This is a genomic window from Shewanella sp. 125m-1 (assembly GCF_052977065.1).
On record NZ_JBRILT010000045.1, the window covers coordinates 24,279 to 39,245 of the forward strand.

The 14,967-nt window shown below is 43.2% G+C and carries 16 protein-coding genes; 15 read left to right on the forward strand and 1 reads right to left on the reverse strand.

The features are described 5' to 3' along the window. Positions 1-219 precede the first annotated feature (219 nt). Together ACVBIK_RS16785 and ACVBIK_RS16790 are read left to right on the forward strand one after the other, a co-directional pair. Positions 220-1,284 (forward strand): DUF2804 domain-containing protein, encoded by a 1,065-nt coding sequence (locus tag ACVBIK_RS16785; protein WP_447170138.1) that lies wholly within the window; start codon positions 220-222, stop codon positions 1,282-1,284. A gap of 119 nt (positions 1,285-1,403) precedes the next feature. After that, positions 1,404-2,345, forward strand: coding sequence for a sterol desaturase family protein (locus ACVBIK_RS16790; RefSeq protein ID WP_447160160.1), 942 nt, complete (start codon positions 1,404-1,406; stop codon positions 2,343-2,345). Between the two features lie 121 nt (positions 2,346-2,466). Here ACVBIK_RS16790 and ACVBIK_RS16795 read toward each other — a convergent pair whose 3' ends face one another. Beyond that, entirely contained in the window at positions 2,467-3,726 is a 1,260-nt protein-coding gene (locus ACVBIK_RS16795; RefSeq protein WP_447160196.1) for a methyltransferase, read from the reverse strand. Between the two features lie 105 nt (positions 3,727-3,831). Here ACVBIK_RS16795 and ACVBIK_RS16800 point away from each other — a divergent pair, with 105 nt between their 5' ends. The 13 genes from ACVBIK_RS16800 (at position 3,832) to bfr (ACVBIK_RS16860) (ending at position 14,865) form a co-directional block, all read left to right on the forward strand. After that, the gene (locus tag ACVBIK_RS16800; protein ID WP_447160159.1) at positions 3,832-4,518 is read left to right on the forward strand and encodes an alpha-ketoglutarate-dependent dioxygenase AlkB family protein; all 687 of its coding nucleotides are present in this window, start codon (positions 3,832-3,834) and stop codon (positions 4,516-4,518) included. A 128-nt stretch (positions 4,519-4,646) separates the two neighbouring features. Then, a complete protein-coding gene (locus ACVBIK_RS16805) occupies positions 4,647-4,946 on the forward strand; it encodes a BolA family protein (protein ID WP_447160158.1) in 300 nt (99 codons plus the stop codon). A 329-nt stretch (positions 4,947-5,275) separates the two neighbouring features. Beyond that, the gene (luxS, locus tag ACVBIK_RS16810; protein WP_447160157.1) at positions 5,276-5,785 is read left to right on the forward strand and encodes an S-ribosylhomocysteine lyase; all 510 of its coding nucleotides are present in this window, start codon (positions 5,276-5,278) and stop codon (positions 5,783-5,785) included. A gap of 653 nt (positions 5,786-6,438) precedes the next feature. After that, positions 6,439-7,773 carry a Na(+)-translocating NADH-quinone reductase subunit A gene (locus ACVBIK_RS16815; RefSeq protein WP_447160156.1) on the forward strand — a complete coding sequence of 445 codons (1,335 nt, stop codon included), beginning with the start codon at positions 6,439-6,441 and terminating at the stop codon, positions 7,771-7,773. Continuing rightward, a complete protein-coding gene (locus ACVBIK_RS16820; protein WP_447160155.1) occupies positions 7,773-8,972 on the forward strand; it encodes an NADH:ubiquinone reductase (Na(+)-transporting) subunit B in 1,200 nt (399 codons plus the stop codon). Before ACVBIK_RS16815 ends, ACVBIK_RS16820 begins: the two co-directional genes overlap by 1 nt. After that, complete coding sequence (locus ACVBIK_RS16825; protein ID WP_447163315.1) at positions 8,965-9,762, forward strand: Na(+)-translocating NADH-quinone reductase subunit C; 798 nt, start codon at positions 8,965-8,967, stop codon at positions 9,760-9,762. Before ACVBIK_RS16820 ends, ACVBIK_RS16825 begins: the two co-directional genes overlap by 8 nt. Continuing rightward, positions 9,762-10,394 carry an NADH:ubiquinone reductase (Na(+)-transporting) subunit D gene (locus ACVBIK_RS16830; RefSeq protein WP_447160153.1) on the forward strand — a complete coding sequence of 211 codons (633 nt, stop codon included), beginning with the start codon at positions 9,762-9,764 and terminating at the stop codon, positions 10,392-10,394. Before ACVBIK_RS16825 ends, ACVBIK_RS16830 begins: the two co-directional genes overlap by 1 nt. Before the next feature lie 5 nt (positions 10,395-10,399). After that, the gene (gene nqrE, locus ACVBIK_RS16835) at positions 10,400-11,008 is read left to right on the forward strand and encodes an NADH:ubiquinone reductase (Na(+)-transporting) subunit E (protein ID WP_447160152.1); all 609 of its coding nucleotides are present in this window, start codon (positions 10,400-10,402) and stop codon (positions 11,006-11,008) included. Between the two features lie 47 nt (positions 11,009-11,055). Beyond that, entirely contained in the window at positions 11,056-12,303 is a 1,248-nt protein-coding gene (nqrF, locus tag ACVBIK_RS16840; RefSeq protein WP_447160151.1) for an NADH:ubiquinone reductase (Na(+)-transporting) subunit F, read from the forward strand. A 29-nt stretch (positions 12,304-12,332) separates the two neighbouring features. Then, a complete protein-coding gene (locus ACVBIK_RS16845; protein ID WP_447160150.1) occupies positions 12,333-13,349 on the forward strand; it encodes an FAD:protein FMN transferase in 1,017 nt (338 codons plus the stop codon). A gap of 12 nt (positions 13,350-13,361) precedes the next feature. After that, a complete protein-coding gene (gene nqrM / locus ACVBIK_RS16850) occupies positions 13,362-13,583 on the forward strand; it encodes a (Na+)-NQR maturation NqrM (RefSeq protein WP_012156314.1) in 222 nt (73 codons plus the stop codon). Positions 13,584-13,917: 334 nt separating this feature from the next. Then, complete coding sequence (gene bfr, locus ACVBIK_RS16855; protein WP_447170139.1) at positions 13,918-14,385, forward strand: bacterioferritin; 468 nt, start codon at positions 13,918-13,920, stop codon at positions 14,383-14,385. A gap of 12 nt (positions 14,386-14,397) precedes the next feature. Continuing rightward, positions 14,398-14,865 (forward strand): bacterioferritin, encoded by a 468-nt coding sequence (gene bfr / locus ACVBIK_RS16860; RefSeq protein WP_447160148.1) that lies wholly within the window; start codon positions 14,398-14,400, stop codon positions 14,863-14,865. Positions 14,866-14,967: the final 102 nt, after the last annotated feature.

Sequence of the window (14,967 nt, forward strand, 5' to 3'; positions counted from 1 at the left end):
GCAAGTAGATTAAGTTTCCGTCGCTGTCCGTCGCAGGCTTCTAAAGTGCTTAGGCGATGTTTTTGTGCTTAGTTGTCTTCAGTATACTTTTCAATTATCGATTAAATAGCAAGGTGTTTGTGGTTACACTTTATTAACAAAAAGTGGTTAAGCAGCTTTTAACCTGAGTCAGTTCCAGTTAGAGTAAAAGGTCGAATTTAATTCTGGAACTCAAGCTTTATGTCTGAGAATAATGTGCCATGGGCGCCTAATATATTGACCAGCTCAGCGGCTCCGCCAAGTTTGACTGATGAGCATGGTCGCGCTATCTACGGGCATTTCGATGGTCCGGTGCCTCACTTGGGTGTGGAGCAGTTCAAGTACTTTGATGAGATGGACAAGCTCGCTTCAAGTCGGTCAAAGCATTTTGCCTATAAGCAGTTCCAGTTTGCTAGCATCGTTACGCCATATTACGTTATAGGGGTCGCACTGGCCGATATTCGCTATGTGGGCAGTGCCTTCTGTTACCTCTACGACATCAACACTGATCAGCTGATAGAAACGAGTTGGCTTAAGCCTTTGGGCCTAGGTTATCAGATGTCTGACTCTCCGATGCAAGGTAAGGCGAAGATAAAGAGTGGTAAGGGGCAAGTTGAGTTTGATATTGAACAAGGGCTTTGGCGCATCAGGATCAATACGTTAGGGATTGAAGCGGATTTAAGTTTACAGCCAGAGCCATTAAGCCTCCCCATGGCGATGTGTAACCCAACGGGCTATAGCGGCTGGACATATACCCAAAAACATAACGCCTTAAAGGTAGCGGGTAGCCTAATCATTAATCATGAGCCGCAACCATTACAAAGAGTCACGGCCGGATACGATTTTAGTGCAGGCTTTATGCGCCGAGAAACCAGTTGGCGCTGGGCAAGTATTAACTGTTTAACTGAAAGTGGAAGTTTGGGGTTAAATTTAGCTGCTGGAGTCAATGAGACTGGCTGTCATGAGAACGTGTTTTGGCATAACGGCGAAAGGCACCTTCTTGGGGCTGTGCATTTTGACTTTATCCGTCAACGAAATAAAACAGACGTTGCGGGAAGCTGGCGAGTGTATTCAGATAATGGTCAAGTGGAGCTGACTTTTACACCGAAAAACTGCCGTCAAGAGAAACTAAACTTATGGCTATTAAAAAGTAATTTTAGGCAGTATTTAGGCCATTTTGATGGCTGTATTATTGATAATTTTGGTCAGAGACATCAACTCGATAATGTTCTAGGGCTAACAGAAGACCATTTTGCACGTTGGTAACTTTGCTACGCCAGCAGGATTAATGACTTTTAGGTATTAGCAATGGATTTACCGCGACAATAAAAACGGCGAGGCAAACCCCTGATATAAGGGAAACAAAGGATAAAAGGATATATAAGATGGATTTTAATTCACTGATCGCACACCCCGAAGTACTACTACTCGTACTCGCCCCTATTTTCTTCATCTGTATTTTACTTGAGTGGTATATGGGCGATAGGCAAAACCGCTTACCTCTTAATGCCCGCTATCACTTGCCTGAGGTAATGTGTAACTTTGCTTTAGCTGCAATGCATCAGCTAACCGACATCCTAACTGGGCTGTTAGTTGCTAAGTTATATCTGATGTTCTTTGGTTGGCGTTTATTTGATATTGAAATGAATGGCGCCACGTTTATTGCGCTAATGGTGGCGCAAGATTTCTGTTATTACTGGTTCCATCGTGCCAGTCACCGCATTCGTTGGATGTGGGCGGCTCATGTTGCCCACCATAGTTCGGAGAATATGAACTTTAGCACCGCATTTCGTCAAAGCTTAATGTATCCAATGGCAGGGATGTGGATATTCTGGCTGCCGTTAGTCATCGTGGGTTTTGACCCTAATTGGGTGGTGTTTGTTGTGTTGTTGAATTTGGGGCTGCAGTTCTTTGTTCACACACAGGCGATCAAGTCTTTAGGTATTTTAGAGTGGGTCATTAATACGCCTTCCCATCATCGAGTGCATCATGGGCGTAACCCACAGTACATAGATAAGAACTATGCGGGGGTTTTGATTATCTGGGATCGCATGTTTGGCACGTTTGCCAAGGAAGATGAGACTGTTGAGTACGGGATCACTAAGCCCATTAACAGTTTTAACCCGCTAGTGGTGACCTTTACTGAATGGCGAGATATGTTTAAAGAGGCGTTTGCGGCTAATTTGACCCCTATGCAAAGGTTTAAGGTGTTATTTGCCCCGCCAGCAACAGCAGTCTCGCAGATAAGCGAGCCAATCCCTAGTAAGCAAGAACTTGGTAAACAAGATCCTAAACATGATGAACAGGTTGTAGACGTTAAATCGTGAGCTCGGTTAGCTAGGACCTGATAGAGCTGAGACTTAATTGAGCTGAGAGCAGATTGATAGGATAAAAAAACGGTGAGCAACAGGCTCACCGTTTTATGTTTACATCAGAATATTTCTTTGGTTAGGCTCTTGGCTTACCGTACAAAGCGCTTTGAGGGTGCGGAGCTTGGGGGCTCGCGTCAATTTCTGAGCCTTGTTCTGCTTCAAGTTCAGTTTCTTGGCTCTTCTTGCTGATTTTTTGTGCCTGCAAAATAACAAACTTGCCGTTCGATGCAACCGTGGTGCAATTCTTAAAAATCCGCTGTAACTTAACGTGATAGGCCAAGTGACGGTTACCGACCACATGTAAAATCCCGCCATTTTTTAAACGTCTAAAGGCATCTAAGAACATCTGCCAAGCGATATGGTCAGTAATGGCTTCACCTTGGTGAAACGGCGGGTTACATAGAACTAAGTCCGGGCGGAAGCCTTCACTCATATTCGTTAAGCAATCATCCCAACCAAAGGTTGCTTGCTCGCCTATCAATGCTGGATTATCTAACTTATTGAGTGCCCAGTTTTCTCTAGCAGAGGCAACGGCCATTTCAGAGTCATCAATAAAGTGGACGTAGGCTTCTGGGAATACCTGTTTGGCATGTAAGCCTAAAATACCGTTACCACAGCCTAAATCGACTATCGATTTGAATTCACCTTTAGGCATGTTATCGAGCATGATCCGTGCACCAATATCGAGTTTATTGGCAGCAAAGACATTGCTCAGGTTGGTGATCTGCAAGTTAAACTCTGGTACCGACCAAGTTGTCGCTTTTGGTAAAGCACGTATTTTACCATCGCTAATACAAGTGATAACGCGGGTCTTTTTCCATGTCAGACTCGCACTTGCAGGCCCAAGATTTTGGCTAATGGTTTCTAATAATGACTTATTAATTGACTTGGCTTTAGCACCAATCAATATCTGTGTTCCAGCGGGTAAGACATGTGACAATCTATTTAGCTGGTGGGCAAAGTAGTTTAGGTTTTTTGGCAGTTTCATTAGCACGAGCTCAAGTCCTTGAGGGAGCTCATCACGACTATTTACCCAGGTAAGCGACTCATTCGGTAACTGATTACGGCTAAGGTTCTGCGTCGTGCCCAGTAAGCTGGTTTTTGCATCTGTTTCCAGTGTCAGCGGCCAGCTAGGGTCGATTGATATTAGACCGGCGGTCAACGCACCGAAGCTATCATTGACAATCGCAGTGTTAATGCTTGTTTGTTCTGTATCGATTAAATGCTTTATTAGGTGCTCATCGGCAGCGTCCCATGCCTGCAGATTAGACTCTTGTCTGCTAGGGTAACGGAGGAGTTCGAGTTCAATACCCGATACAGAAAAATGTGTCGTCATATGCCAATAAGTACCAAATAAATTAGGGCGCATATTATCGCAGATTTATGATCTCAGGTATATGATGTGAATTATGATATCTGCTGTAGGTTAGGAGGTTTAACGATGAAACAGGGTGATTTAGGGCTTAATCGGCCAGTTTTGTCCGATATTAAACCTTCTCAACAGGCATTATCGACAGCAATTGCTAGACCCCGCTCTGAATGTGAGCCTAGAATTGCAGTGCCTTACACCTTAATTAAGGGCTATCTCAATAGCGCGCAGCAAAAGGCGTTGCTAGACGAGTCTGCGACTTACCCGCTCAATCGTCCTGAAGTGGTTGTTTATGGTAAGCGTTACCCAATTCCCCGTAGCCAGGTATGGTTTGCCGATAAAGGGTGTGACTATTTTTATTCAGGCTTGTTTATACAGGCTGAGCCGTGGCCTAAATATGCCTATAAGTTGCGGCAGAAGTTAGCGCGAGAGTTCGAGCTTAATAGTAATGGTGTATTAGTGAACCGTTATGCCGATGGTCATGAGTCGATGGGCTGGCACAGTGATGACGAAAAGGAGATAGAACCCGGAAGTGATATTGCGTCGGTCACCTTAGGTGCAAGCCGTGACTTTTTTATTCGCCATAAAAAGACTCAACAAAAAATAAGTTTATCTCTTGATAGTGGGGACTTACTTATTATGCATTGGCCCATGCAAAAAGAGTGGCAACATTCACTCCCTAAGCGATTAAAGGTGACAGAGCCAAGATTAAATCTGACCTTTAGACGCTTAATTGTCGGTTTTCATCAGATAGCTTAATAAATCGGTAGCAGAGGGGGGGGGGACAAATTTAGTTCTAATCGATATCGATAGTGCTGCCAGTTGATCTTTAAAGATTATCGCAGTAACCTGCCGCAATCGCATTTATGCCTATTGAGAACATCGTTATGTCAGTTGAACAGATCATTACCGAAAAACTCACCGCAGCACTTTCACCATCTCACCTAGAAGTGATTAACGAAAGTCATAACCATCACGTACCGCCAAACTCTGAAACCCACTTTAAAGTGATCATCACTAGTAGCGAGTTTGAAGGCAAGCGCCTTATTGGTCGTCACCGTGCAGTTAATGAGGCATTGGCTGAAGAGTTTGCTCAAGGCTTACACGCGCTGTCTATGCACACTTTTACTCCACAAGAGTGGGCGGTTGAAGTAGATGTACCCGCGTCACCAAAGTGTAAAGGGTAAGCCATACTAAGTTAGCATCACTATTATCGGTGAGTTGATGTAATTAAAGCCACGGCATATCGCTGTGGCTTTTTTGTTTCTAGTCCAAACGACCTTCTTTAATAAGGTGGAGTCTAAGTGTTGGCGGCTAATGCCTTTGGGCGGTTTGTTGTGTTATTTGGTTAAGTGTGCGAAAAGTGATGCAACAATGAAAAAAGTTTATGGTGCTTTTATTGACTACGCAGCTGCAGTACGTAAGTATCACTTTAGATCAGTACAAGCTTACAGTCGATTAAGGCAGTAACGAACATTATGCTTATGAGCGATTAGGCCGAATTTGGAGAATTAACATGCCGTTATTAGATAGTTTTACCGTTGATCATACACGTATGAATGCACCCGCTGTGCGCGTCGCTAAATCTATGGTCACACCAAATGGCGATACGATAACGGTATTCGATTTACGTTTCTGTATTCCGAATAAAGAGATCCTAAGTGAACGAGGTATTCATACCCTTGAACACTTGTTTGCAGGGTTTATGCGTCAGCATTTAAATGGCGATGGCGTCGAGATTATTGATATTTCACCGATGGGATGTCGTACAGGCTTTTACATGAGCTTAATCGGCACACCGACGGAGTCGACCGTTGCTGATTCGTGGCTTGCTGCGATGCAAGATGTGCTAAAGGTCGCATCTCAATCAGATATTCCAGAGCTTAATGAATATCAATGTGGCACCTTTGAAATGCATTCTCTTGAGCAAGCTAAAGAGATCGCCCGCAATATTATCGCAGCCGGTATCAATGTTAACCGCAATGATGATTTAAGTCTGAGCGAGGCAATCTTAAAAGGGCTGTAACGGACAAGAATGGGTTACTCAAACACAAAAATGACGGCAGCAGCCGTCTTTTTTATGTTTGAGTTAAGTCTGTATTTTGAAAGCTTTAGCGCTATTTATGCTTAGATGGTCAATTTCATTGTTTTTCTGTTGTGCTTTTCTAGCGCAAAAGGGCAAGTTCACTTCGCTTTATTCAACTCTATTTTTGACCAAAACAAGCTTAAATATGCCTAAAATTATAGATTTAAGCCTGTTATCTGTATGAAACAGTGTTTTGCAACGCTATCCTCGCAAGCCTAATTAATCAGCACTTAGATAAATGTTTAATTTTTATTATATCTAGCCATTTTTTGGTGGAGTATCTGTGGTAAAAGTTAATTAAGCTCTTTAATTGTATGGAGAATGTGGCCTGTAGCTATATTAATAAAATCTTAATTTTCACTGACATTTAACCTGTTTGTTCTCAAAACATTTGCAACCTTTTAAAACAGTCACATTTTTCATGGCGAGCTTGTGATATTTGGGGTAAAATGCGCGCGACCAGCGTGATTACGATCGCATTTCGACGATAAATCTGCGCTAGCTCAACACGAATTAGAGGTTTGTTTAAAAACTTGTGTGTTTAGCAGGAACGCGGCGCATTGTCTTTCCTTCATAACGTAGTGCTTGTGGATATGATTACAATAAAGAAAGGATTAGACCTACCTATAGCAGGTGGGCCAGAGCAAGTTATTCATGATGGTAAAGCCATCAAATATGTAGCTACTTTGGGTGAAGAGTATATTGGCTTACGTCCTACCATGAAAATTAAGGTAGGGGATAAAGTTAAAAAAGGTCAGATTCTTTTTGAAGATAAGAAGAATCTTGGCGTGATATATACTGCTTTAGCCAGTGGTACAATTTCCGAAGTTAACCGGGGCGCTCAGCGTGTTCTGCAGTCTGTTGTCATCGAAGTGGAAGGGGATGAAAGCATCTCTTTTGCTAAATATGACGCCACTGCTATCGACACGCTTGAAACTCAGCAAGTACGTGACAACCTGATCCAATCAGGCTTGTGGACGGCTTTGCGAACGCGTCCTTTCAGTCGAATACCTGGCGTTGATTCTACCGCTGCTGGTATATTCGTCACCGCTATTGATACTCAACCATTAGCAGCAGATCCTGTTGTCGTGATTGCAGAGCATAAAGCTGATTTTGAAATCGGCCTAAAGGTGCTTTCAAAGTTAACCGAAGGTAAGGTTTACCTTTGTAAGGCTGCTGGCGCTGATATTCCAAGTGCTAATGCTCAGGTTGAAGAGTTTGCCGGTCCACATCCTGCAGGATTGCCTGGCACACACATTCATAACCTATTAGCAGCGTCTGCAACAAGAACCGTATGGCATATCAACTACCAAGACGTGATAGCGATTGGTCAGTTGTTTGTGACTGGTGAGCTACATACTCAACGAGTAGTTGCTATTGCTGGCCCTAAGGCTGTTAAACCTCGTCTAGTCCGTACCCAAATGGGTGCAGCAATGGCGCAGTTGACTGAGGGTGAAGCAAGTGAAGGTAATGTTCGCATTATCTCAGGCTCAGTGTTAAACGGTCGCAAGGCTACGGGTCCTCACGCTTACCTTGGTCGTTACCATAATCAAGTAAGCTTGTTGGAAGAAGGCACTGAGAAAGAACTATTTGGCTGGGCTATGCCAGGCAGCGATAAGTTCTCTATTACTCGTGCATTCCTTGGACACCTTTCATCTTCTCGCTTGTTCAACATGACAACGAGTACAGGTGGCTCAGATCGCGCCATGGTACCTATTGGTAACTATGAGCGTGTAATGCCGCTGGATATTCTTCCTACCATGCTTCTTCGTGACCTAGTGTCAGGCGACTACGATGGCGCTGCAACACTTGGTGCATTGGAGTTGGATGAAGAAGATTTGGCACTGTGTACTTTCGTATGTCCTGGTAAATATGACTATGCGTCATATCTACGTGACTGCTTAGATACGATTGTGAGGGAAGGCTAATGGGCTTAAAACAGTTTTTCGAAAATATTGAACCGCAGTTTGAAAAAGGCGGTAAATATGAGAAGTTTTATGCGCTTTTTGAAGCTGCATATACTGTCTTTTATACTCCAGGTCACGTGAACAAGGGGCGTACCCACGTTCGTGATAACTTGGACCTAAAACGTATGATGATTACGGTTTGGGCATGTGCATTCCCGGCAATGTTTATGGGTATGTACAACGTAGGTTTGCAAGCACAAGACGCGTTAGTGGCAGGTTTTGCTGCTCCTGATACGTGGCAAGTTGCTTTATTCGGTATGTTTGGTACTGAGTTGACTGCAAGTTCAGGTGTTGCCGCATTATTGTGGTATGGCGCTTGTTGGTTCTTACCCATATATGCAGTGACATTTGCTGTCGGTGGTATATGGGAGGTGCTATTTGCATCGGTTCGCGGCCACGAAGTTAACGAAGGCTTCTTTGTTACCTCAATCCTTTTTGCACTAACACTGCCCGCAACGATTCCACTTTGGATGGTTGCCTTAGGTATTACCTTTGGTGTGGTTGTGGCGAAAGAGATCTTTGGTGGTACGGGCCGTAACTTCCTCAACCCAGCGTTGGCCGGTCGTGCTTTCCTATTCTTTGCTTACCCGCTAAATATGTCTGGTGACACAACTTGGGTTGTGGCTGACGGCTTCTCTGGTGCAACAGCACTGAGTCAGGCGGCGCAGGGCACATTAGAGTACGGTCTAACAACTGACTGGTGGAATGCATTCTTTGGTTTCATTCCAGGTTCTGTTGGTGAAGTATCGACACTGGCTATCTTGATTGGTGGCGCAGTTATCATCTACACCCGCATCGCTTCATGGCGTATCGTCAGTGGTGTTATGGTTGGTATGATTGCAGTTTCTTACCTACTTAACTTCATCGGTAGTGACACGAATCCAATGTTTGCAATGCCTTGGTACTGGCACCTTGTATTAGGTGGCTTTGCGTTCGGTATGATGTTTATGGCGACAGACCCTGTTTCAGCGTCTTTCACTAATAATGCGAAATGGGCTTACGGTATCTTAATTGGTGCTATGGCGGTATTCATTCGTGTTATCAACCCTGCTTTCCCAGAAGGCATGATGTTGGCCATCTTGTTCGCTAACCTATTTGCTCCATTATTTGACCATTTCGTGGTTCAGTCGAATATCAAGCGGAGGATTGCTCGTGGCTAGTAATAAAGATTCGTTCGGAAGAACACTGTTTGTTGTTGTTGGCTTATGTTTCATCTGCTCTATGTTCGTTTCGACGGCTGCAGTATTGTTGAAACCTATCCAACAAGAAAACAAATTACTTGATAAGCAAAAGTATATTCTTGAAGCGGCTAATTTGATTTCGACCAAAGATGGTGACGTCTCTAAGGCTGAGATCTTGGCGCTTTACGACAAAAATGTTGAAGCAAAAGTTGTTTCATTAAGCACCGGTGATTTTGTTGATGGTGTCGATGGCGATACGTTCGACATGAATAAAGCCGCTCGTGACCCTAAGTTATCTTTTGTACCTAAAAACGATATTGCATCAGTAAAGCGTGTAGCAAATGATGCTGTTATCTATCTGGTTAAAGACGATGCAGGTAATCTGGTTAGCGTGATTTTACCGATTAAAGGTTATGGTCTGTGGTCAACCATGTATGCATTTTTAGCATTGGATCCTGATCTAAATACTATCCAGAACTTAGTGTATTACGACTTTTCTGGCTCAGGTGAAACACCTGGTCTAGGCGGTGAAGTACAAAACCCACAATGGGTCGCTAAGTGGCAAGGTAAAAAGTTATACAACGACAAGGGTGAATTAGCGATTACTATCACTAAAAACCCTGCTATTGCAGAGACTGTTTATGGTGTTGATGCCCTTTCAGGTGCAACATTAACCAGTAACGGTGTGCAGTATTCGTTAGAGTTTTGGTTAGGTAAAGAAGGTTTTGAACGCTTTATCGACAAAGCCCGAGATGGAGGACTGAGCTAATGGCTGATGCTAAAGAACTTAAACAGGTTCTAATCGGACCTATCGTCAGCAATAACCCAATTGCACTACAAATTTTGGGTGTATGTAGCGCCTTGGCTGTAACCAGTAAGATGGAAACAGCTTTGGTAATGACAATTGCGTTAACGGCGGTAACGGCATTATCGAATCTGTTTATCTCAATGTTACGTAATCACATTCCTAGTAGTGTACGTATTATTGTGCAGATGACGATTATTGCTTCATTAGTAATCGTGGTTGACCAAGTACTGCAAGCTTATGCATATGATGTTGCTAAGCAGCTATCGGTATTTGTTGGTCTGATTATTACTAACTGTATCGTAATGGGCCGCGCTGAAGCTTATGCGATGAAGACGCCTCCTATGATGAGCTTCATGGACGGTATCGGTAATGGTTTAGGCTACGGTGCAATCTTGTTGTCAGTTGGCTTCGTACGTGAATTGTTTGGTAATGGTTCATTATTCGGCGTTGAGATCTTAAGCAAGATTTCTGACGGTGGCTGGTATCAGCCTAACGGCCTATTGCTGCTGCCTCCTAGTGCGTTCTTCTTGATCGGTGCATTGATCTGGATTATTCGTGTGATGAAGCCAGAGCAAGTTGAAGCGAAAGGATAAGCATAATGGAACATTATATTAGTCTATTAATTCGTTCTGTTTTCATTGAAAACATGGCGCTATCCTTTTTCCTTGGTATGTGTACATTTCTTGCGGTATCTAAGAAAGTAAAAACAGCCATGGGTCTAGGTGTTGCAGTTATCGTGGTACTGGCGATTTCAGTACCTGTTAACCAAATTATCTATCAAGGCATTCTTGCTCCAGGCGCATTAGCGTGGGCAGGTGTTCCAGATGCTGACTTGAGCTTCTTGAAGTTCATTACCTTCATTGGTGTTATCGCAGCTTTGGTTCAGATCCTTGAGATGGCATTGGATAAGTATTTCCCACCGCTATATAACGCATTGGGGATCTTCCTACCGCTAATCACCGTAAACTGTGCAATTTTTGGTGCAGTGTCTTTCATGGTTGAGCGTGACTACAACCTTAGTGAAAGCTTGGTGTTTGGTATCGGTTCTGGTATCGGTTGGGCATTAGCACTTGTGCTGCTTGCTGGTATCCGTGAGAAGTTAAAATATGCTGATGTTCCTGATGGGCTTCGCGGTTTAGGTATTACCTTTGTTACCGCTGGTTTGATGGCTCTAGGTTTCATGTCGTTCTCAGGTGTGTCTCTGTAAAGAGGCACCATAACGACGTCTTAATTTGAACCTTTAAGGATAATTTAATGGGTATTCTTGAATCTACTCCAATCGATGTATATCTCGGTGTGAGTATGTTTACCGCGATTGTATTAGTCTTGGTTTTGGTAATTTTATTTGCCAAGTCAAAGCTAGTTGCAAGCGGCGATGTCACTATCGGCATCAATGATGATGCGAGTAAAGCAATTAAAACAGCCGCAGGTGGCAAGCTACTAGGCGCATTAGCAGAGAGCGGTATTTTCGTATCGTCTGCATGTGGTGGTGGTGGTACTTGCGGTCAGTGTAAAGTCCATGTTAAGTCAGGCGGTGGTGATATTTTACCAACTGAAATGGACCATATCAGCAAAGGTGAAGCTCGTGGCGGTTGCCGTTTATCTTGTCAGGTAAACGTTAAAAACGACATGGAGATTGAGCTGGAAGAAGAGATCTTTGGTGTTAAGAAGTGGGAATGTGAAGTTATCTCTAACGATAGCAAAGCCACTTTCATTAAAGAGCTTAAGCTGCAAATTCCTGATGGTGACTCTGTGCCTTTCCGTGCCGGTGGTTATATTCAGATTGAAGCACCTGCGCACCATGTTAAATATGCAGATTATGATATTCCTGCAGAATACCGTGGCGACTGGGAACACTTTGGCTTCTTCAATCTTGAATCAACTGTTGAAGACGAAACAATCCGTGCATACTCTATGGCGAACTATCCTCTTGAGGAAGGTATCATCATGTTGAACGTACGTATTGCGTCGCCACCTCCACGTAACCTATCTCTGCCTTGTGGTAAGATGTCATCGTACATCTTTAGCCTAAAAGCGGGTGACAAGGTAACGATTTCTGGTCCATTCGGTGAGTTCTTCGCGAAAGAAACCGATGCAGAAATGGTATTTATCGGTGGTGGTGCAGGTATGGCGCCAATGCGTTCGCATATCTTCGACCAACTTAAGCGCCTTCACTCTAAGCGTAAGATGAGCTTCTGGTATGGTGCTCGTTCTAGCCGTGAAATGTTCTATGTTGAAGATTTTGATGGCTTAGCGGCTGATAACGCGAACTTCCAATGGCATGTAGCTCTGTCTGATCCACAGCCTGAAGATAACTGGGATGGATACACAGGCTTTATTCATAACGTACTGTATGAAAACTACTTACGTGATCATGAAGCGCCAGAAGACTGTGAGTATTATATGTGTGGCCCACCAATGATGAATGCTGCAGTAATTGCTATGCTAAAAGATCTTGGTGTCGAAGATGAAAACATCTTATTGGATGACTTCGGTGGCTAACCCTTCTCTTATTGGAGATCTAGGTCAATATGTTTAAGACCTTAGTAAACTGGCTGGCCCTTATCGGGTTAGCCTTTTTTATTTCAGCTTGTACTAAACAAGCTGAAGTGATTTCACTGTCTGGCAACACGATGGGAACGACTTATCACATTAAAGTTGTGCCTAACGAGAAGATGCCAGATCCCCAGTTACTGCAAGCTGAGATCGACCTAGCTTTAGAGCAGGTGAACGATCAGATGTCGACCTATCGACCCAATTCTGAGTTATCTAAGTTTAACCAGATGACTCGTCAAGATAAGGTTGAAGTATCGGCTGATACAGCCAAGGTAATTGCTGAAGGATTAGCATTATATAAAACAACCGATGGCGCCCTAGATATAACACTGGGACCTTTAGTTAACTTGTGGGGCTTTGGCCCAGATAAACGACCGACGCAAATTCCATCAAAGCAACAGATAGATGCAGCGATGGAGCGTACTGGTATTAAGGATATTGCTGTTGACGGTAATAAGATCAGCAAGCAAGACCCTGATATCTACGTTGATCTTTCTTCGATTGCAAAAGGCTTCGGTGTTGATAAAATAGCCGCCTTGTTAGATAAGTATAATCCGACCGGATATTTGGTCGAGATTGGCGGTGAAATTAGCCTGCGTGGTACTAAAGCTGATGGTTCATTATGGCGTATTGCGATTGAGCAGCCTGGTGATAACGGTAATGGGATCCAGCAGGTCATAGCCCCAAAAAATATGGCGATGGCAACATCCGGTGATTATCGTAATTATTACGAGGAAGACGGACAGCGTTTTTCACACCTGATCGATCCGCGCACTGGCTACCCAATAAACCATAGATTAGCATCTGTGACAGTACTGCATGAAGAGTCTATGATTGCAGATGGCTACGCAACCGCTATGATGGTATTAGGTACTCAAGCATCACTAGAACTTGCTAAACGTGAGCATCTAGCGATAATGCTTATTGAAAAGCAGGATGATGGCTTTAAAGTTTTCTATAGTGAAGCCTTTAAACCTTTCGTTACTCAGTAGTTGGAGTCGAATATGAGCACATTTATTGCGGCTTTTGTCGTGTTATTAGGTTTCTTTTTCTTAATGTCGATAGGCTATTTAGTCAAACGACAAGCTGTTGCTGGAAGCTGCGGTGGTCTAGGTGCGCTCGGAATTGAGAAAGCATGTGATTGTGATGATCCATGTGATAAGCGTAAAGCTAGAATGGCAGAACAAGAACGCCGAGAAAAGTTAGAGCAGAACCGTATTATCTAGTTCTGTTGATGGTTCGGTGATTAAGGCTCCTTGGTAGGGGCCTTTTTTATATCTTTTTTATCTAAAGCTTTCCTCTGTTACATCCCGCATGGCAGCTTATGAGTTATGTATCTTACATTGTATTTGAGTTTTTTTATTTCTCTCCCGACTAAGCCCCTCGTTTCACAGTAGAAATTAGCGATTTAATCGCGCTACCCACTTGTTAAGAATTGTAGTGCTAATGAGAATCGTTTTTCTTAATAAATTGTTGAAATATAATGTTTATTTGAACTTGGTTGTTTTTTGTTCTAGCTTATAAAGATTGATATAGATCAATTTAACTAAGGATGAATAGATGAAAGGACAACCTAAGGTCATTAGTCAGTTAAACAAAGTACTGACCAGCGAGCTTACAGCTATCAATCAACACTTTCTTCATGCGCGTATGTATAAGAATTGGGGCTTAGGTGAGCTCGATGAAAAAGCCTATAAGAAATCGATTCAAGATATGAAGCATGCCGATAAACTGATTGAGCGGGTGTTGTTTCTGGAAGGGCTGCCTAATCTACAACAGTTAGACAAGATCCGTATCGGTGAGCACAGCCAGGAAATGCTTGAGTGTGACAAAGTGATGCTTGAAGAAGAGTTAGTGGTTCTTCGTGAAGCGATTGCACTGTGTGAATCAATGGCTGATTACGTTAGTCGCGATATCCTAGAAGATCTATTGGAAGACGAGGAAGAGCATTTAGATTGGCTAGAGGCTCAATTAGAGCTTATTTCATTAACCGGTATTCAAAATTACTTGCAGTCTAAGATGGGCTAACTGGAGAGCATTATGAAAGGTAACCAAGAAGTCATCGACACACTCAATAAATTGCTCACCGGCGAGCTATCTGCAATGGATCAGTATTTTGTACATGGTTTAATGTATGAAGACTGGGGGCTAAACGAGTTACACGAGCGGATCTCCCATGAGTCAGACGATGAACGTGAGCATGCTAAAAAGTTGGTGCAAAGAATACTGTTTCTAGAAGGCACGCCTGACGTTGCTAGCCGTGAAGCACTCAATATTGGTAAAGACACTCAAGAGATGCTCAAGAATGACTTAGCCTATGAATATCAAGTTGCCGATAACTTACGCAGTGCAATTGCTTTATGTGAGCTAAAAAGTGATTATGAGAGTCGTGAAATCTTAGAGGTGCTGCTTGAAGAAACAGAGGCAGACCATATGTATTGGCTTGAAAAACAGCTAGGATTAATTGATAAAGTGGGCTTACAAAATTACCTGCAAAGTAAAATGTAACCCTTCGAGTTTGCACAAAAAAAGAGGAGACTGTAACTAACTTTGTGTAACTGCTTATCAAACTGTACTCTAAAAAGAGTCAAGGATAGGCATATACTCATG